Annotated in this window: 16 protein-coding genes; 11 read left to right on the top strand and 5 right to left on the bottom strand. The window is 69.0% G+C overall.

All coding sequences use genetic code 11. The annotated features are described in order from the left end of the window. Positions 1-126: 126 nt before the first annotated feature. From RIE08_18375 to RIE08_18365, 3 genes are read right to left on the bottom strand one after another with little or no spacing between them, the layout of a single operon-like run. On the bottom strand, positions 127-891 hold the full coding sequence (locus tag RIE08_18375; protein MEQ8719573.1) for a fumarylacetoacetate hydrolase family protein: 765 nt from the start codon (positions 889-891) through the stop codon (positions 127-129). 56 nt (positions 892-947) lie between these two features. Continuing rightward, entirely contained in the window at positions 948-1,685 is a 738-nt protein-coding gene (locus RIE08_18370; protein MEQ8719572.1) for an enoyl-CoA hydratase/isomerase family protein, read from the bottom strand. Continuing rightward, a complete protein-coding gene (locus tag RIE08_18365; GenBank protein ID MEQ8719571.1) occupies positions 1,682-2,473 on the bottom strand; it encodes a FadR/GntR family transcriptional regulator in 792 nt (263 codons plus the stop codon). Before RIE08_18365 ends, RIE08_18370 begins: the two co-directional genes overlap by 4 nt. Positions 2,474-2,551: 78 nt before the next feature. On the opposite strand from RIE08_18365, the gene RIE08_18360 reads away from it, so the two are divergent. From RIE08_18360 to RIE08_18315, 10 genes are read left to right on the top strand one after another with little or no spacing between them, the layout of a single operon-like run. Continuing rightward, on the top strand, positions 2,552-4,075 hold the full coding sequence (locus tag RIE08_18360) for an AMP-binding protein (GenBank protein MEQ8719570.1): 1,524 nt from the start codon (positions 2,552-2,554) through the stop codon (positions 4,073-4,075). Then, positions 4,072-5,586 (top strand): sugar ABC transporter ATP-binding protein, encoded by a 1,515-nt coding sequence (locus tag RIE08_18355; GenBank protein ID MEQ8719569.1) that lies wholly within the window; start codon positions 4,072-4,074, stop codon positions 5,584-5,586. The genes RIE08_18360 and RIE08_18355 overlap by 4 nt, the downstream gene beginning before the upstream one ends. Next, complete coding sequence (locus RIE08_18350; GenBank protein MEQ8719568.1) at positions 5,579-6,616, top strand: ABC transporter permease; 1,038 nt, start codon at positions 5,579-5,581, stop codon at positions 6,614-6,616. The genes RIE08_18355 and RIE08_18350 overlap by 8 nt, the downstream gene beginning before the upstream one ends. Beyond that, positions 6,613-7,815 carry a substrate-binding domain-containing protein gene (locus tag RIE08_18345; protein MEQ8719567.1) on the top strand — a complete coding sequence of 401 codons (1,203 nt, stop codon included), beginning with the start codon at positions 6,613-6,615 and terminating at the stop codon, positions 7,813-7,815. Before RIE08_18350 ends, RIE08_18345 begins: the two co-directional genes overlap by 4 nt. Further along, entirely contained in the window at positions 7,815-8,687 is an 873-nt protein-coding gene (locus tag RIE08_18340; protein MEQ8719566.1) for an arylamine N-acetyltransferase, read from the top strand. Before RIE08_18345 ends, RIE08_18340 begins: the two co-directional genes overlap by 1 nt. Then, a complete protein-coding gene (locus RIE08_18335; protein MEQ8719565.1) occupies positions 8,687-9,988 on the top strand; it encodes a Rieske 2Fe-2S domain-containing protein in 1,302 nt (433 codons plus the stop codon). Before RIE08_18340 ends, RIE08_18335 begins: the two co-directional genes overlap by 1 nt. Next, positions 9,978-10,565: an aromatic-ring-hydroxylating dioxygenase subunit beta gene (locus RIE08_18330; protein MEQ8719564.1), complete on the top strand. Its 588-nt coding sequence runs from the start codon at positions 9,978-9,980 to the stop codon at positions 10,563-10,565. The genes RIE08_18335 and RIE08_18330 overlap by 11 nt, the downstream gene beginning before the upstream one ends. A 25-nt stretch (positions 10,566-10,590) precedes the next feature. Next, positions 10,591-12,678 carry a hydantoinase/oxoprolinase family protein gene (locus tag RIE08_18325; GenBank protein MEQ8719563.1) on the top strand — a complete coding sequence of 696 codons (2,088 nt, stop codon included), beginning with the start codon at positions 10,591-10,593 and terminating at the stop codon, positions 12,676-12,678. Between the two features lie 2 nt (positions 12,679-12,680). After that, positions 12,681-14,432, top strand: coding sequence for a hydantoinase B/oxoprolinase family protein (locus RIE08_18320; GenBank protein MEQ8719562.1), 1,752 nt, complete (start codon positions 12,681-12,683; stop codon positions 14,430-14,432). After that, entirely contained in the window at positions 14,429-14,896 is a 468-nt protein-coding gene (locus RIE08_18315) for a cupin domain-containing protein (GenBank protein ID MEQ8719561.1), read from the top strand. The genes RIE08_18320 and RIE08_18315 overlap by 4 nt, the downstream gene beginning before the upstream one ends. An 81-nt stretch (positions 14,897-14,977) precedes the next feature. Here the strand turns inward: RIE08_18315 and RIE08_18310 are convergent, their stop codons facing one another. Next, complete coding sequence (locus RIE08_18310; protein ID MEQ8719560.1) at positions 14,978-15,340, bottom strand: hypothetical protein; 363 nt, start codon at positions 15,338-15,340, stop codon at positions 14,978-14,980. A gap of 138 nt (positions 15,341-15,478) precedes the next feature. Next, a complete protein-coding gene (locus RIE08_18305) occupies positions 15,479-15,895 on the bottom strand; it encodes an ester cyclase (protein MEQ8719559.1) in 417 nt (138 codons plus the stop codon). Positions 15,896-16,064: 169 nt separating this feature from the next. Here RIE08_18305 and RIE08_18300 point away from each other — a divergent pair, with 169 nt between their 5' ends. Further along, on the top strand, positions 16,065-17,054 hold the full coding sequence (locus tag RIE08_18300) for a hypothetical protein (protein MEQ8719558.1): 990 nt from the start codon (positions 16,065-16,067) through the stop codon (positions 17,052-17,054). Positions 17,055-17,057: the final 3 nt, after the last annotated feature.

The raw sequence follows: 17,057 nt of genomic DNA, 5'->3' as shown, positions 1-17,057 counted from the left end.
CGGCCACCTCGTCCCGGTCGGTCACCTCGAGGTTCAACACGTCCGTGTAGAAGTCCACCTGGGTGGCCAGGTCGCGACAGAAGATGCCGACGTGGCCGAGGCTCTCGATGGTCGGAGTCGTGGTCATCAGGTGAGTCCCTTCGTGATGTGGGTGGTCAGCACGCCGATCCCGTCGATCTCCACCTCGACCGTGTCGCCGGGGCCGAGGTGCACGGGCGGCTCACGGCGGTAGCCGACGCCGCTCGGGGTTCCGAGGGCGATGACGTCGCCGGGCAGGACGGTCATGACCTTGGCGACGTGGTCGAGCACGTCCGCCGCCCGGAAGTACATCAGGCCCGTGTTGGTGTTCTGCATCTCGTCGCCGTTGCGACGGGTGACCAGCGTCAGGTCGTAGGGGTCGCCGAGCTCGTCGCCGGTGACGAGCGTCGGGCCGATCGGCCCCGAACGGTCGGCGTTCTTGCCGAGCGTCCACTGCGTGACGCTCTTCTGCCACGTCCGCGCTGTGAGGTCGTTGAAACAGGTGTAGGCGAAGACGGCGGCCTCGTCGGTCCCGGTGTGGCCGACCACGGCAGCCAGCTCGCCCTCGTAGTCGAAGCGATGGTCCCCGGGGGGAACCGGCACGTCGGCACCGTCGCCGACGAGGGTCGAGCGGAACTTCGAGAACAGGTTGGGGAACTCGGGGCGTTCCGAGTTGGTCTCGGCGATGTGCATGGCGTAGTTCAGGCCGACGCAGATGACCCGGGCGGTGCCGGGCACGGGCGGCTCCAGCTGCACCGCCGCCATGTCGACGGTGGGGCCGTCCCCCTCCGTGGAGCTCCACCGGTCGAGATCGGCGTAGAAGTCGTCCACAGGGGCGACCACGGTGACACCGTCCCCTCGGACGGTTCCCATGACGACATCACCTTCGTGGCGGAACGCGGCGTAGCGCACCTTCGTCTCCCTCTCTGTCAGCTCTTCACACTGTTCGCGTACTCGGTGATCCGTTCCGCCAGCCCCGGCCGCGCGGCGCTGCGGGAAAGGGCGGCATAGGCGGCGTCGTGGCCGGCGAAGCGGACGTTGCCGAGAAGCCTCTCGAGGCTTGCGGTCTCGAGGCGGTCGGCCGAGTTCCGCCACCGCTGCGCCGCGGACTCCAATTCGGACTCGTCGGACACGAGCTCGGTGAGGATGCCGATGTCGAGCGCCTCGGGCGCGTCGACGGGGCGGCCCGACATCAACACGTCGAGGGCGCGGGTGCGTCCGACGGTGTCCACCAGGCGAGCGGTCCCCAGCGCCACGTCGAAGCGGTAGCCGGGAAAGGCGAAGCGGGCGCCGCCGGTCCCGAGCCGCACGTCACAGCTGAGAGCGAGATCCGCGCCGGCCCCGTAGGCGGCTCCGTGGACGGATGCGATGGTGAGGACGGGCAGCGTGCCGACCGTCTCGAGGAGGCGCTGGACCCCGAGGAACCGGTGTGCGACGGTTTCGTCGTCCTGGGCGCCCATCGACGAGAGGTCGAACCCTCCACAGAAGTGGCGGCCGTCGCCGCGCAGGGTCACCGATCGGACCCCGGGTTCACGCGTTGCGCCGATCAGCGCGTCGGTGAGCTCGCTGACCAGACCCGCGGTCAGGGCGTTGGCACGGTCAGGCGCGGCGAGCGTGACCGAGAGGTGCCCGTCGCCGAGAGATCCGACGTGGACCTCGCCGTTCATCCGGGGTGCTCCGAACGTTCGAGCTCGGACACGAGCAGGGAGTTCCGCACCGTCAACATGTGCTGCTCCATGGCGTTGCGCGCCCCGGGCGGGTCCGCGCTGCGGATGGCCTCGAGGATGCGCCAGTGCGCGGCGAGTGACTCGCGGGGGCGACCGGTCTGGGAGAGCGACTCGTCGCGCACACGCGCGATGCCGTCGCCGAGCCGGTCGAGAAAGTTCTCGATGACGGGTGAGCGTGCCGCCGTCCAGATCGCCCGGTGGAACTCCCGGTCGCCGCTCTGACCGATCCCGCCTGCGTCGACCTCCTCCTCCATGTTGCTCAGCGCCGCCTCCATGGCGGCGACGTCGGCGTCGGTGCGGCGCTGAGCCGCGAGGTAGGCGGCGTTGGGTTCGAGGGCGGACCGGGCCTCCATCACGTGGGGCAGGTTCTGGTTCTGACCGACGAGCGTGTCGGTCAACGCCGCCGACAGCGACGGGCTCGGTGGCGTGGCCTTCAGGTACGCACCGGAGCCGTGGCGGATCTCGACGTAACCCTGACTCTCGAGCGAGGCGAGGGCCTGGCGTATGGACTGGCGACTGACGCTGAGCTGCTCAGCGAACTCGCGCTCCGAGGGGAGGCGGCTGCCCGGCTTCAGGCCGAGTTCGTCGACGAGTCGCTCGATGCGCTCGCGCACCTGGAAGTACAGCGGGTTGCGGCGGATGGGTTCCATCGAGATGTCCTCGAGGGTCACGCCGTCGTCACCGGATGCGGGCTCGTCGGGCTCGATGTGGGGCGATGCCGAAGTCATCAACTCAGTGCGCCATTTTCCCTCGAACGGACCCTGACAGGCTTGCACTGTAGACCACCCGACCACTATCGTCCAGCCATGGCAGATCAGTGGACGGTGCTGCTCGAGCCGTCGTCCCGCCATTTTCAGGGCGAATCGGCGATCGATGCGGCCGCACTCCTCGTCGGGACGCTCCCCGCGAAGTGGTCTGAAAGATGGACCACTGTACCAGATCGACCGGTGCTGTGGACCCGCGAGAGGGAGTGGGTGACCGGCGGCGATCTCGACGACCTCTCCCGTCGGGCGGCGGGAGCGTTGCGTCGCCACGGAGTCTCCCGGGGCGACCGCATCGCACTGTGCGGCGACAGCTCGTTGCCGATGATCGCCTGCTACCTCGGGGCTCTGCGCAGCGGCGTCGTCGTCGTGCCCATGAACGCCGGTGCCACCGGCGCCGAGATCCTCAGAATCGCCGGGGACGCCGGCGTCTCGCTCGTCGTTCATCCCGGCGAGACGCTCGCTGGCATGGGCCTTTCCGTCCCGGTCGTCGCCGGCGCCGGTCTCCTTGCCGACCCCGGCGACGCCCGCACCGGTGGTCTCGACGAGTTGGAACCCGGTGACGCCGCACTGATCTGCTTCACCTCCGGCACGACCGGTCGGCCCAAGGGTGCGGTCATCACCCACGGCAACCTGTATTCCTGCTCGCGTGCGCTCGAGCAGGCGTGGCGGTGGCAGCCCGAAGACCGGCTGCTCTTGACGCTGCCGCTCTCCCACGTCCACGGGCTGTGCTTCTCGTTGAACACGCTGCTGCTGGTGGGGGCCTCCGCGGTTGTCGCAGAAAAGTTCGACCCCGGATGGGTCACCGACGCCGTGGCGAAGTACGACGCCACGATGTTCTTCGGGGTGCCCACGATGTACCACCGGTTGGTCACGGACCCCGACGTCGCACGCATGGCGCAGCTTCGGCTGTGCGTGTCGGGATCGGCGCCCCTCGCGCCGACCCTCTTCGAGAAGTTCCAGAACGCCACTGGCCACCCGCCACTCGAGCGGTACGGACTCACCGAGGCCCTGGTTTGCGTGTCCAACCCCTACGAAGGGCTCCGCGTGCCCGGAAGCGTCGGGCTCCCGCTGCCCGGTGTGGAGGTCGGCCTCGACCCCGAGGGCATCGTCCACGTCCGCAGTCCGTCGGTGTTCGCCGGCTACTACGAGAACCCGGCGGCCACCGCCGATGCCGTCGACGCCGACGGCTGGTTGCGTACCGGTGATATCGGCGCCGTCGACGACCACGGATATCTCAAGTTGCTCGGACGCAACATCGACCTCATCGTCACCGGCGGGTACAACGTCTACGCCCGCGAGATCGAGAACGCGCTCCTCGAGAACGAGCTCGTCAGCGAGGCCGCGGTGGTCGGCATGCCGTCGGAGGAATGGGGTGAGGAGGTCGTCGCCTTCGTGGTGCCCGGACGGGCGGCGGTCGACGAGGAAGACCTCCTCGGGCCGCTGCGGCGTGATCTCGCCGGCTACAAGCGTCCCCGCCGCATCCGCTTCATCGACGAGCTTCCCCGCAACCACATGGGCAAGGTCCAGAAGCACCATCTGATCGCCGACCAGCAGGGGGCCGTGTGAGCGCGTCAGCCCCCTCCGTGCGGCTCGAGGCGATCGACAAGAAGTACCCCGGTGTCCACGCGCTCCGCAGTGTGGACCTCGTGCTCGAGCCGGGCGAGGTGCACGTGCTCGCCGGCGAGAACGGCTCGGGGAAGTCCACGCTCATGAAGGTGCTCGCCGGTGCCGAGCGCCCCGGCGGCGGCCGGGTCGTCCTCGACGGCGCCCCCGTCACGTTCCGCAGGGTCTCCGACGCATGGGAGCGCGGTATCGCGCTGGTCAGCCAGGAGCTCGCGCTCGCACCCCACCTCTCGGTCGCCGAGAACATCTTCCTCGGTCACCGCCAGGCCCGCCGGCCGTGGGGGATCGCCTGGGGCGAGACATCCCGGCGGGCCGAGGCCGTGCTCGCCCGCCTCGGGGTCGGCATCGACCCGGACCGGCCGGCCGGCGAGCTCCCCATCGACCAGCAACAGCTCGTCGAGATCGCCCGTGCCATCTCCTCCGACGCGAGGGTCCTCATCCTCGACGAGCCCACCAGCTCGCTGGATCCCGCCGAGGTGGGCCGCCTGTTCGAGGTGGTGAGGGGCCTCGTCGCCGACGGCCTGATCGTCGTGTTCATCTCGCACCGGCTGCGGGAGATGCTCGAGATCGGTGACCGCTTCACCGTGCTGCGCGACGGCGCCCGTGTCGCGGGAGCGCCCCGTGCGGAGGTCGACGAGCACTGGCTCGTGCGCAACATGGTGGGCCGTGAGCTCTCCCAACTCGTCCACGACCGCCGGATCGGGCCCGGCGACGTCGTCATGAGCGTCGACGGCCTCACCGATCGGGCAGGGCGCGTCCGGGGCATCTCCTTCGAAGCCCGCGCCGGTGAGATCCTCGGCCTCGCCGGGATCGCCGGCGCCGGCCGTACCGAGCTCCTCGAGACGGTCGTCGGGCTGCGGTCACGGGCGGCCGGATCGGTGACCGTCGACGGCGTCGAGGTGCCGCCGTCGCCGCGGGGATGTCGCCGTGGTGGCGTCGTCCTGGTCCCCGACGACCGCCGAGGCAAGGCGCTCGTCATGTCCATGTCGGTGGGGGAGAACCTCGGGCTGACCGACACGAGGTCCCCGCTGCGGCTGAACCGGCGGGCCGCACACGCCAGCGAGTTCGACACGTGGAAGCAGCGGCTTGCGATCAAGGTGCCCTCAGCCGCCACCCCCGTGTCCACGCTCTCGGGCGGCAACCAGCAGAAGGTGGTGGTCGCGCGTGCCATGCGCGAGGAGCCCCGGGTCCTGCTGCTCGACGAACCCACCCGCGGTGTCGACATCGGCGCCAAGGCCGACATCTACGGGCTCGTGGCGGACGTCGCTGACTCCGGCGCGGGCGTGGTCGTCGCGTCTTCGGAGATCCCCGAGTTGTTGTTGCTGTGCGACCGCATCCTCGTCTTCCATCACGGCGTCGTCGCTGCCGAGTTGACCGGCGAAGACATGAACGAAGAGGCGATCGTGGCCGCTGCCACAGGGATGGCCGAGCTGGAGGGAGCGGCCAATGGCTGACAGCGCAACCGTCTCCGCCACGGGTGGACGGCCCTCGGCCGGCAGGAGCCTGGGGGCCGTCTTCTCGCACCCCAAGGCCGGGCTGTTGTCGGTGTGGGGGCTGTTGATCCTCTACAGCGCCCTCACCCAGGACCGGTTCCTCACCGAGGCCAACATCACGAACATCCTGCGATCCAACGCCAGCCTGTTCCTGTTGGCCGTCGGCGCCACCTATGCGCTCATCTCTGGGGGCGTCGACCTCTCGGTCGGGTCCATCCTCGCTCTGTCCGGTGTCGCGCTCTCCCAGTTCATCGGAACCATGCCCGTCGGTGTCGCGATCCTGCTCACCCTCGGCCTGGCGACCCTCATGGGCGCCGCCAACGGGGTGCTGATCGGGCCGCTCGGGCTCTCACCGTTCGTGGTGACACTCGGCGCCCTCGCCGCGTACCGCGGCTTCGCTCTCATCTGGGTGGACGGCAGGACCACCACCGTCACCGACGACTTCCTCGTCGACCTCGGAGACGGAAAGTGGGGATCGGTTCCCGTGCCCGCGGTGATCATGGTGATCGGGCTCATCGTGTGTGCATACCTCCTGCGGTTCACCTACTTCGGCCGTGATGTCTACGCGGTTGGCGGCAACGAACAGGCCGCCACCCTCGCGGGCATCCGCGTCGGCCCGGTCCGCGTCGGCGTCTACGCGATCAGCGGCCTGTTCGCAGGCGTCGCCGCCGTTCTCCTCGTCGGCCGGCTCGCGTCGGCTTCGCCCACCGTCGCCCAGGGGTGGGAGCTGACCGCGATCGCTGCGATCCTCCTCGGAGGTACGACGCTCGTCGGCGGTGTCGGCGGCGTCGGCGGGACAGCCATCGGAGTGCTGTTCCTCGCCACCATCGACAACTCGCTCACGCTGGCCGGTGTCTCGTCGTTCTGGCAGAACGTCGTCACCGGCGGTGTCCTGATCGCCGCCCTCGGGTTCGACCGCCTGAGGCTCCAGTTCGCTGTCCGACGCGCCGCGTCGGAGATGACCGAAGAGGAAGAGGGAGAAACACAATGAGAAGAACCCCCGGAAGAATCAGATGGCTGCTCGCGCTGGTGGTCGTCTTCAGCCTCGTCGCCGCTGCGTGCGGTGACGACGACGACACGTCGGCCTCCGATGACGGCGCTGCGTCCGATGACGGTGCGGCCTCCGATGACGGTGCTGCGTCCGATGACGGCGCTGCCTCCGATGACGGTGCTGCGTCCGATGATGGCGCGGCCTCTGATGACGGTGCTGCGTCCGATGATGGCGCGGCCTCTGATGACGGGTCGGCCGACGACGGTGCGGCCACTGACGACGGCGGCATCCCCGAGGACGCGCTCGTGTGCTTCTCGGACCCGACAGCAGGCAACTCCTACGTGCAGGCCATGGCCGACGGCACCGAGGCGACCCTCGCGCTGTCCGGCATCGAGATGACCACCGTGGCGGCCAACCTCGACCCGAACAAGCAGGTGGCCGACATCGACGAGTGCATCGCCCGGGGCGCCGACGTGATCCTGGTGCCGGCCCCCGTCGTCACCGAGGCCATCCTCCCGCCGCTGCAGCGGGCCGTTGACGCCGGCATCGCGACGATCGGACTCGACATCGAGTTCAACTACGACGGCACGCCGCCGACCTCGCCGGTGCAGGCCCAGGTGGTCGAGAACCGCCAGCTGGCCGCCGAACAGCAGGCCGCCTACCTCAACGAGGTCCTCGGCGGTGAGGGACAGGTCGTGTTCATCGGCTTCGTCGCACCCGTGGCCCTGATCGAAGAGAGCGCGGCCCAGTTCGCCACCGCCCTCGAGGCCTACCCGGGCTTGGAACTCGTGGACAGGGTCGACAACCCCACCGACGACGCCGCAGGCGCCCGTCCTCTGATCGAGGACGTTCTCACCCGGTTCCCCGACGTCGACGCGATCGTCGCCTACAACGGCGCGAGTGCGGCTGGCGCGGCCGGTGCCGTCGAGGCCGCCGGACTCAGTGACGCCGTCACGATCCTCAGCCTCCAGATGCAGCCCGAGGCCCTTCCCGGGCTCGCGGACGGTTCGATCTCCGCCGACTGGGACTTCGGCCCCGTTGCGGCCGGAGCGCAGATGGCAGAGCTGGCGATTGCCGCGCTCTCCGGAGCCGACCCCTCCGAGTGGCAGGTCACGGTGCTGACCGACGTCGTGCAGTACGACGCCGCCAACGCCGGTGACTTCGTCGCCTGGGACGACCAGGTGGCGGCGATCGGCTGATGACGCTGCGGGAGGGAGGTCCGGCGGTGGACACAGCGTGGCGTCTCGACGGCGGGCTGGTCGGGGACGTCCTCGACCGGCTTGGCGTCGCCGCGCCGACCACCCCGGACCTCCCCTCGCTCACCGCGCTGTACACGGCCTGGTGTCGCACGGTGCCCTCGGACAACCTGCTGAAGCGCATCCACCTCTCGGCGCGGGACCCGGGTCCCCTGCCCGTGACGAACGCCACCGAGTTCCTCGAGGCGTACCTCGAGTTCGGCACCGGTGGGACCTGCTGGGGTGCGGCGATGGGCCTCTACGGGCTTCTCGCCGCAGTCGGTTACGACGTGTCGGTCGGGGCCGGGCACATGGTCGGTATCACTCCGCCGTGGGCCGGGCCTGCTCACGGGTGCGTACTCGTGAACCTCGACGGCGCGCTGTACGACATCGACGGCTACGTGCTGTGTGAGGAGCCGATACCCCTGGCCCCGACGGCACCCACCCGGGGCGGATCGCCGCTGCTCGCAGCGGAGGCGACGCCGGTGGACGGCACCTGGGAGGTGCGTTTCCGCACGGGTCACAGCGAACGTCGACTGACCTACCGGATCAACGTCCGCACCGACGACCCCGATCTCTACTCGCGACGGTGGGAGATCTCGCGGGAGCGCAGCGTCCTCAACACCCTCTTCGTCATCCGACGCAACACCGACGACGGCGGCGTGATCACCTACTCCCGCAACAAGGTCCACCGCCTCGAACCCGACGGGGCACTCACGACCGACGTGGTCACCGACGACGAGCGCGACACCCTCCTCGTCGGCAGCTTCGGCCTGTCGCCGGCCATCGTGGAGAAGCTTCCGCCCGACGAACCCGACGCGAAGGACATCCCCTGATGCTGAGACCGAACGGGCTCCACGCCGCCGAGATCGAGGCACTCGTGCGCGACGACGCCGTCCACCGTCTCGCCTACGTCAGCCCCGAGGTCTTCGACCACGAGATGACCCGACTGTTCGCGTCGGTGTGGTGCTACCTCGGACACGAGTCGCAGATCCCCGCGCCCGACGACTACATCACCACCCAGCTCGGCCGTCGACCCGTGATCCTCACCCGGGCGTCCGACGGCGCGATCCACGCGCTGTTCAACCGGTGCACCCACCGGGCCGCGCGGTTCTGCGACACCGGCTCGGGCAGCGCCAAGCGGTTCACCTGCCCGTACCACGGCTGGACGTTCTCCAACGACGGGTCCTGCGTCGCCGTCCCCTTCCCGAAGGGCTACGGACCCGACTTCGACCGCAGCGGGTACGACCTCGGCCGCATCCCGCGGGTCGAGAGCTATCGGGGCTTCGTCTTCGGAACCATGTCCGACGACATGCCCGACCTGCGCACCTACCTGGGGCGCGCCGCGGAGGTCATGGACATCTTCATCGACCGCTCGCCGACGGGCGGCCTCATCGCCCGCAACGGCGCCTACCGCACGACGTTCCGGGGCAACTGGAAGCTCGTGTGGGACAACGCCCACGACTCCTACCATCCGCCGTTCACGCACCGGTCCGTCCACGTGAGCCGTCCCCGGCACGAGAAGGTCCGCACCCACTTCTCCGGTGACCCCTCCGACACCGAGATGTACGTCGAGGACCTCGGTAACGGCCACACGGTCCTATTCCAAAGGCCGGCCATGGGGCCGTCGCTGTGGAAGCGGGCCCGTCCCACCCCCGGCGGCGAGGCCGCCGTGGCATCGCTGTCCGGGCGCGTCGGCGACGACGCCGATCAGCTCGCCGACCTTCTCGAGCGCACCCCGGGTGGCGGCGTGAACCTTCAGGTCTTCCCCAACCTGTTGCTCATCGCCAACCAGATCCAGGTGGTCATCCCCGTCGACGTCGACCGCACCGACATCGAGTGGTGGGCCACAACGCTCGACGGCGTCCCCGACGAGGTGAACCTGCTCAGGATGCGGATCGGCGAGGACTTCCCGAACTTCGGCGAGGTGGACGACCTGGTCATGTTCGAACGCTGCCAGGAGGGACTGGCGGTCGCCGAGATGGAGTGGGTGGACATGAGCCGGGGGATCTGGCGTGGCGGGGACGGGCCCGACGGCCGGCCCACCACCGCGCCCTCCACCGACGAGATGACCCTGCGGGCGTTCTGGCGCCGGTGGGTCGACGCGATGACGAAGGTGGCCGCCGATGTCCGCTGAGGAACTCATGGCGCAGGTTCCTTCGCCGGCCCCGTCGAAATGGCTCGACGATGCCCGCTACGCCGAACTGGTCGCCCTGCGCGACGGCGTCGCCTCGCTGCCGCCGTCCACCGACGCCGCCCTGCGTCACGAGGCCGAGGCGTTCCTTTACCACCATGCCCGCCTGGTGGACTCCCACGATCTCCTCGGATGGCTCGCCGGGTTCGCCCGTGAGGCCGTCTACTGGATCCCTTCGGACCGCGCCGGGGACCCGCGCCGCAGCGTGCAGGTGGTGTTCGACGACCGGCGCCGCCTCGAGGACCGCATCGCCCGGATGCTCAGTGGCGTCGCGTGGTCCGAGACGCCGCCGCCCCCGGTCTCTCATGCCATCACCAACGTGGAGGCGTGGGACCATGACGGAGGTCGGCGCATCGTGGCGACGGTCGTCGTCTCCGTCGTGAAGTCGTCGGGTCGTCACACCTTCACGGGCCGTCTCGACGACGTCCACGTCGAGGAGGACGGCGCATGGCGGATCCGCAACCGGCGGATCGACCTGGTCGATTCCGACCGACACATCGTCACCGCACCACTGTTCTGACGCACCGGAAGGGAAATCGAAACCCGTGACCATCGAAATCGGAGTCGACGTCGGAGGAACCTTCACGGACCTCGTCGTGGCCGCAGACGGGGACCGCCGCGTCTACAAGACCCCCAGCACGCCCGACGACCCCGCACGGGGGGTGATCACCGGCATCACGCTCGCCGCAGACGACGTCGGTGAGGACCTGCGGACCTTCCTCGGCCGCGTCGAGCGGATCGTCCACGGCACCACGATCACCACCAACGCCGTGCTGACCGGCAACGGAGCCCGCGTCGGATTCCTCACCACCCGGGGTTTCCGTGACCTGCTCAACATGCGGCGCGGCCTGAGGGAGCACCAGTACTCCAACAAGTACGGCCCGCCCCCCGCACTCGTCCCCCGTCACAGGATCATCCCGATCACCGAACGCATCGACGTCGAGGGCACCGTCTCCATCCCCCTCGTCGAGTCCGACGTCGTGCAGGCCGCGAGGTTCCTGCGGGACGAGAACGTCGAAGCGGTCGCCGTCTCCTACCTCTGGTCGTTCCTCAACCCCTCCCACGAGCGGCGCACCATCGAGATCCTCCGTGAGGAGCTTCCCGGCGTGTACCTGAGCGCGTCGAGCGACGTCCTGCCGCAGATCCGCGTGTACGAGCGCAACAGCACCACAGCCCTCAACGCCTACGTTGGCCCGCCGCTGAGCCGCTACCTCGCCAACCTGCGGTCGGCGCTCGACGACAGCGGTTTCGGTGGCGTGCTGCTCATCATGCAGTCCAACGGCGGGGTCATGGCCCCCGAGGTCGCCTCCAGGCTCGCCGTCAACACGCTGCTGTCGGGACCGGCCGGTGGACCGGTGGCCGGCGTCGCCTACGGAGCGCTGCACGGCCTCACCAACGTCATCACCGTCGACATGGGCGGGACCAGCTTCGATGTCTCCCTCGTTCAGAAGGGCGAGCCGGTCATCTCGTCGGAGGCGTCCATCTCCGGCTACCACGTCGGCGTCCCGATGCTCGACACGCACACCATCGGATCCGGAGGTGGATCGATCGCGTCGATCGACTCCGGTGGGCTCTTCACCGTCGGACCGGCCTCGGCAGGAGCCGACCCGGGACCGGCCTGCTACAGCCGCGGCGGCGAGAACCCCACCGTCACCGACGCCGACCTCCTCCTCGGCTACCTGGACCCGAGCTCGTTCTCGGACGCGATCGCCCTGAACCCCGACCTCGCCCGTGAGGCCGTGCGGAGCCGTGTCGCCGAGCCTCTCGGGCTCGACGTGACCGCGGCAGCGGCCGGCATCTACGAGATCGTCAACTCCGACATGGCCGGCGCCGTGCGGGTGGTCTCGGTCAACCGCGGCCACGACCCGCGCGAGTTCGCGCTCGTCATCGCCGGTGGGGCCGGGGCGGTCCACGCCTGTCCCATCGCCGAGGAGCTCGGCATCGACTTCATCATGGTTCCCCACGAGGCGTCGGTGCTGTGCGCCGCCGGGATGCTGCTGTCGGATCTGAAGCACACCTTCGTGCGGACCTATCCGGTCGACGTCGCCGAACTGGACCTCGATCATGTCCGCAGGCTGCTGCGCGAGATGACCGACGACGCAACCGCGACCCTGCGCGCCGAGAAGGTCGAGGAGGACCAGATCCGCTACGCCTACGCCGTCGACGCCCGCTACATCGGGCAGTTCGGTGAGGTCGAGGTCCCGGCATTCCCCGGCCTTGACGTGAGCGCCGACACGGTCGCCGACGTCGTGAGCCGCTTCCACAAGATCCACGACAACCTCTACGGCTACTCGATGGAGTCGGCCCCCGTGGAGATCATCAACCTGCGTCTGACGGCCGTGGGCGAGACCGAGACGGGCGAGCTCACCGAGATCGAGGTGGACGGGCTCGCTTCGGGTCAGGCGATGAAGGGGACCCGCCCGGCCTACTTCGACGGCGACTTCGTCGACACACCCGTCTACGACGCCGAACTCCTCGCTGTCGACGAGATCGTCGAGGGCCCCGCGATCGTGGAGCAGTCCACCACGGCGATCGTCGTCACACCCTCGTTTCACCTGTCACGCGACCGGTGGGGCAACTACGTTCTGCGTCGGAGAGCCGACGCCGGTACCCCCGACCCGGAGGAGGGATGACCGTGAGCTCAAGCGCCACGATCGATCCGATCAAAGTCAGCGTCATCGCGAACGCACTCGACGCCATCACCAAGGAGATGGGCGAGACGATGCTGCGGACCTCGCGGTCGCCCATCTTCTCCGAGGCGCGTGACTTCGTCACGTCGATCTTCGACCGCGAGGCCCGCCTCGTCGCCCAGACCCACTACATCCCCGTGATCGGTGGGTCGACGCCCTACGCCATGGCGGCGATCGCCGAGCGGGCGGGCGACGACGTCGCCGAGGGCGATGCGTGGATCCTCAACGACCCTTACAGGGGCAACAACCACCCGCCGGACGTCGTGATCGTCCGACCGGTCTTCCACGAGGGCGAGCATCGCTTCTGGGTCATGGCCAAGGGGCACAACGCCGACGTCGGCGGTGGCGGCGTGGCCGGCTACAACCCCCGAGCCCGCGACGCCTGGGAGGACGCCCTGCGCATCCCACCCGTGCGGATCATGCGTGAGGACGAGCTCGTCCGGGACGTCTGGGACATGATCATGCTCAACACCCGCGTGAACTTCCTCGTCGAGGGTGATCTCAACTGTCAGCTCGGCGCAGCCCGACTCGGTGCACGACGGATGTCGGAGTTCCTGACACGGTTCGACCCCGCCGTCGTCGACGCCGCCATCAACCAGATCTTCGACGCCAGCGAACGCCAGGTGGCCGAGAAGATCGTCGCGATCCCCGACGGCGTGTACAGCGGCGAAGCCCGGATCGACCACGACGGGATCGACCTCGACGTCCAACCCACCGTGCGGCTGACGATCCGGGTGGACGGCGACCGCATCGAGTACGACTTCACCGACAGCGACGACCAGACCAAGGGTTACCTCAACTCGAGCCTGCCCAACACGATCTCGTCGTCGCACCTGTCGTTCTTCGCCCTGTTCGGAGCGGACATCCGCTACAACGACGGCGCCACGCGACCCATCACGGTGACCACCCGCAAGGGCAGCATCGCCAACCCGATCGAGCCCGCGCCCACCACCAACTGCACGGTGTCGACGTGCGAGGCCATGACCGAGGCCGCCTGGCTGGCGCTGTCCGACGCCATCCCCGAGTGGGTCGACGCCCCCTGGGCTCGCTGGTGCGCCCCCGCCACGATGGGAATCAACCCTCGTACGGGCCGCCCGTTCTCCGACATTCACTTCATGTCGAAGGGCGGCGGCGGCGCCACCCAGGGATTCGACGGCTGGGACCACATCGGCCCGGTTATCTGCCTCGGTGGGATCCGCTCGCCGGATCCTGAGCTCCACGAGCTCGTAACGCCCTACGAGGTCCTCGAGTACGAGCTGCTGCCCGACAGCGCGGGCGCCGGACGCTGGCGAGGCGGGTTGGGGGTCCGCTACCGGTGGCGTGTCCTCGCCGACGGGATCCCGTGTGCCAACTTCGGCAGTGGGAATCGGCCCGAGACCGCACCGGTGGGAGTGTGCGGAGGTCTCCGCGGGATCCAGTACAACATGTCGATCCGACGGGCCGACGGCACCGACGAGCCGATGGACGCCAACCAGTTCTACGAGCTCAACATCGGCGACGAGGTGCTGATCGAGTCGAGCGGTGGCGGCGGCTACGGACCACCCGAGGAGCGTGACCCCGCATCCCTCGAGGCCGACGTCCGTGACGGCGTCGTCTCCGAGGAGGCCGCACGCCGGGACTACGGTTTCGACCCCGGCGCCGGCAACGGGCACGCCGGGAGCGGGGCCGTCCCCGTGGAGACGGTGGGTGTGTCGTGAGCGAGACCACTGGAAAGGACTGGCGGAACGAGGGAGTCCGCGTCGTCAAGGCGGGCGAGCTCGACACCAACACGGCGCAGACGCCGGGGATGAACCGGGCCGCTGCCATCGACTTCGCCCGCGCCGGCGCCGAGAAGCTGTGGGCCGGGACGGTCGACATCCACCCCGACGCCAAGACCGGCGCGCACCACCACGGCCACCTTGAGAGCGTCATCTTCGTCAAGAGCGGGCGTGCCCGGATGCGCTGGGGCGACAACCTCGAGTTCGTCGCCGAGGCCGAGGCGGGCGACTTCATCTTCGTGCCGCCGTACGTGCCGCACCAGGAGATCAACGCCTCCGCCGACGAGGTCCTCGAGTGCGTGCTCGTCCGGTCGGACCAGGAGCCCGTCGTGGTCAACCTCGACATCGAGCCGGTCGAAGACCCCGAGCCGGTGAGGTGGGTCGGCCCCAACCATCCGGGCTGACGTCGTGAGCGTCCGCATCGAATCCGGCGACCGTGTGCTCGTCGAGGGGGCCGCCGGCATCGGTGGCCAGCACCGATTCCCTCACCTCGGCGGCCACGTTGCGCGCCGGGGACCGCAGAAGCGATCCGACCCGGGCCGGGTCCCGTCGCCTTCGCCGACGCAGGTGATGTCGACCTGTTGTACCTGGCGCAGGTAGTCGAGCGCGGCCAGCGAAGCGTCCCGGATCGGGCGACCGTGCTGGGCCGGCCAGCCTCCCACCACGATCCGTTCTGTCAGATCGCGAATGCTGATTCGCGGATCTGCGCTCCGGGCCGCGCCACCCTCGAGTAGTGCCGACAGCGACGTGGTGCCGCTGCTGTGACCGCTGTCGAACAGCGTCATCGGACGCATGCGCAGGAACGAGAAGCGATCTGCGCCGGTGTGGCGATCCGCAACTTGCCACATGAATATGGACGGTTCGACCCCACGAATACGGATCGGCGACGCGACAGTGAGTGGCGCCGGGCCCGCCTACGGTCTGTCCGTTGACTTCGCCCGGCCGGCGAACTGGCTCCGGCCGTCGTCGCCTCCGCAGCGCTCGGCTCAGCCGGGAGGTTCGCTCAGCCCGAGCTGGGCCATCATCCCCATCTGATCGGCGACGCCCCAGTGCTCGGCGGCCTTCCCGTCGACGAACCGCAACCGGTCGATGACGTTCATCGAGAAGGACTTCCCTGTCGCCGGGATGCCCATGAACTCGGCGCGGTGGGTTCCGTGGAACACCGACTGGACCCACAGCTCGTCGCCGTCCACGGCCATCGCCACGATCTCGGCCCGAAGGTCCGGGAACGCGTCACGCATCATCGTGAACCACGCCCTCACGCCGGCGCGGCCCGACGGCATGTCACCGAGCTCCTCGTGCTCGATCACGTCCTCGTGGACGATCTCGTCCAACACGTCGAAGTTCCCCTGCGATATCACCTCGTCGAACATCCGATGTGCGATCGCCTTCAGATCAGCCATGCCGTCCTCCTCGATTTCGGTGTGACCCACAGCATGCACCACCGGATCTGACTGCCGCCCGATTCGCTACGACATTGGCGCAGTGTGGACGTGCCAGCTCCCCGAGCCGCCGTGACACGCCGTGGCCGGACAGTGGAAAGATGTGCCCGACCGACCAGGGGGACACCGCATGCGCAACTTCTCGAACGAACCGAACTTCGTGACAGGGCTCTACAACTCCGAGGACATCGCGGTGGTCCCGGACACGAAATGGATGATCGCCAGCGGCATGGCGAGCGTGAACCGGCCGGCCGGCCACCTCTACCTCGTCGACCTCCACTCGAAGACCGGTACCGAGGTCTTCCCCGACAAGGTCACCTACGACCCCGACGTCGCCACCTACGGCACCGTCGACCGGCCCGACCCATCGGTCTTCGATTCCCACGGTCTCGCCCTGCGTCCCGGCGACGACGGCCTCCACACCCTCTACGTCGTGAACCACGGCGGGCGCGAGTCCATCGAGGTGTTCCTCGTCGATGCAATGGGGGAGGGCCAGCCCCACCTCGCCTGGGTCGGCGCCATCATCCAGGACGACGGAGTGTGGGGCAACGCCGTCGCCCCGCTGCTCGACGGCGGCATCGTCGCCACCAACTTCCTGGACCTTCGTGACCCCGAGGCCTTCGACAAGGTCTGCCGGGGCGAGGTCAGCGGCAACCTCAAGGAGTGGCACGCCGGTGTCGGCTGGACCGACGTCCCCGACAGCGCGCTCGCCTCGCCCAACGGTGTCGAGGTCTCACCGGACAACGCCTGGTACTACGTGTGCTCGTGGGCGACCCGCGAGTTCGTCCGCATCTCCCGGGGTGTGGAGCCGGTGCAGCGCACCACGATCCCCGTCGAGATGATGGTGGACAACGTCAAGTGGAGCAGCGACGACACGTTGCTGACTGTCGGGTCGCTCGTCACCCCTGACGAGGTGTTCGCCCGCCTCCAGGTGGACGACAGCTGCAACTTCCCGTTCTCGGCCATCGAGATCGACCCGGACACCCTCGAGGTCCGTGAACTCGTCCGGCTGGACCACGAGATCTTCGGCACCGCCGCCACGGCCCTGTATGTCGGCGACGACCTGTGGATCTCCAGTGGCCGCAACGACCGCATCGCCTGGTTCGAACCCGAACGCTGACCG

The organism is Acidimicrobiales bacterium, from assembly GCA_040219085.1.
Classification (GTDB): Bacteria; Actinomycetota; Acidimicrobiia; order Acidimicrobiales; family JAVJTC01; genus JAVJTC01.
This window is presented reverse-complemented; position numbering and strand designations above follow the sequence as displayed.

What these genes read in the sequence shown, in the direction of transcription:
- RIE08_18360 (MEQ8719570.1), top strand. Translation starts at nt 2,552, where the DNA reads ATGGCAGATCAGTGGACGGTGCTGCTCGAGCCGTCGTCCCGCCATTTT.
- RIE08_18340 (MEQ8719566.1), top strand. Translation starts at nt 7,815, where the DNA reads ATGACGCTGCGGGAGGGAGGTCCGGCGGTGGACACAGCGTGGCGTCTC.
- RIE08_18310 (MEQ8719560.1), bottom strand. Translation starts at nt 15,340, where the DNA reads ATGTGGCAAGTTGCGGATCGCCACACCGGCGCAGATCGCTTCTCGTTC.
- RIE08_18345 (MEQ8719567.1), top strand. Translation starts at nt 6,613, where the DNA reads ATGAGAAGAACCCCCGGAAGAATCAGATGGCTGCTCGCGCTGGTGGTC.
- RIE08_18350 (MEQ8719568.1), top strand. Translation starts at nt 5,579, where the DNA reads ATGGCTGACAGCGCAACCGTCTCCGCCACGGGTGGACGGCCCTCGGCC.
- RIE08_18300 (MEQ8719558.1), top strand. Translation starts at nt 16,065, where the DNA reads ATGCGCAACTTCTCGAACGAACCGAACTTCGTGACAGGGCTCTACAAC.
- RIE08_18365 (MEQ8719571.1), bottom strand. Translation starts at nt 2,473, where the DNA reads ATGACTTCGGCATCGCCCCACATCGAGCCCGACGAGCCCGCATCCGGT.
- RIE08_18330 (MEQ8719564.1), top strand. Translation starts at nt 9,978, where the DNA reads ATGTCCGCTGAGGAACTCATGGCGCAGGTTCCTTCGCCGGCCCCGTCG.
- RIE08_18370 (MEQ8719572.1), bottom strand. Translation starts at nt 1,685, where the DNA reads ATGAACGGCGAGGTCCACGTCGGATCTCTCGGCGACGGGCACCTCTCG.
- RIE08_18375 (MEQ8719573.1), bottom strand. Translation starts at nt 891, where the DNA reads ATGGGAACCGTCCGAGGGGACGGTGTCACCGTGGTCGCCCCTGTGGAC.
- RIE08_18305 (MEQ8719559.1), bottom strand. Translation starts at nt 15,895, where the DNA reads ATGGCTGATCTGAAGGCGATCGCACATCGGATGTTCGACGAGGTGATA.
- RIE08_18335 (MEQ8719565.1), top strand. Translation starts at nt 8,687, where the DNA reads ATGCTGAGACCGAACGGGCTCCACGCCGCCGAGATCGAGGCACTCGTG.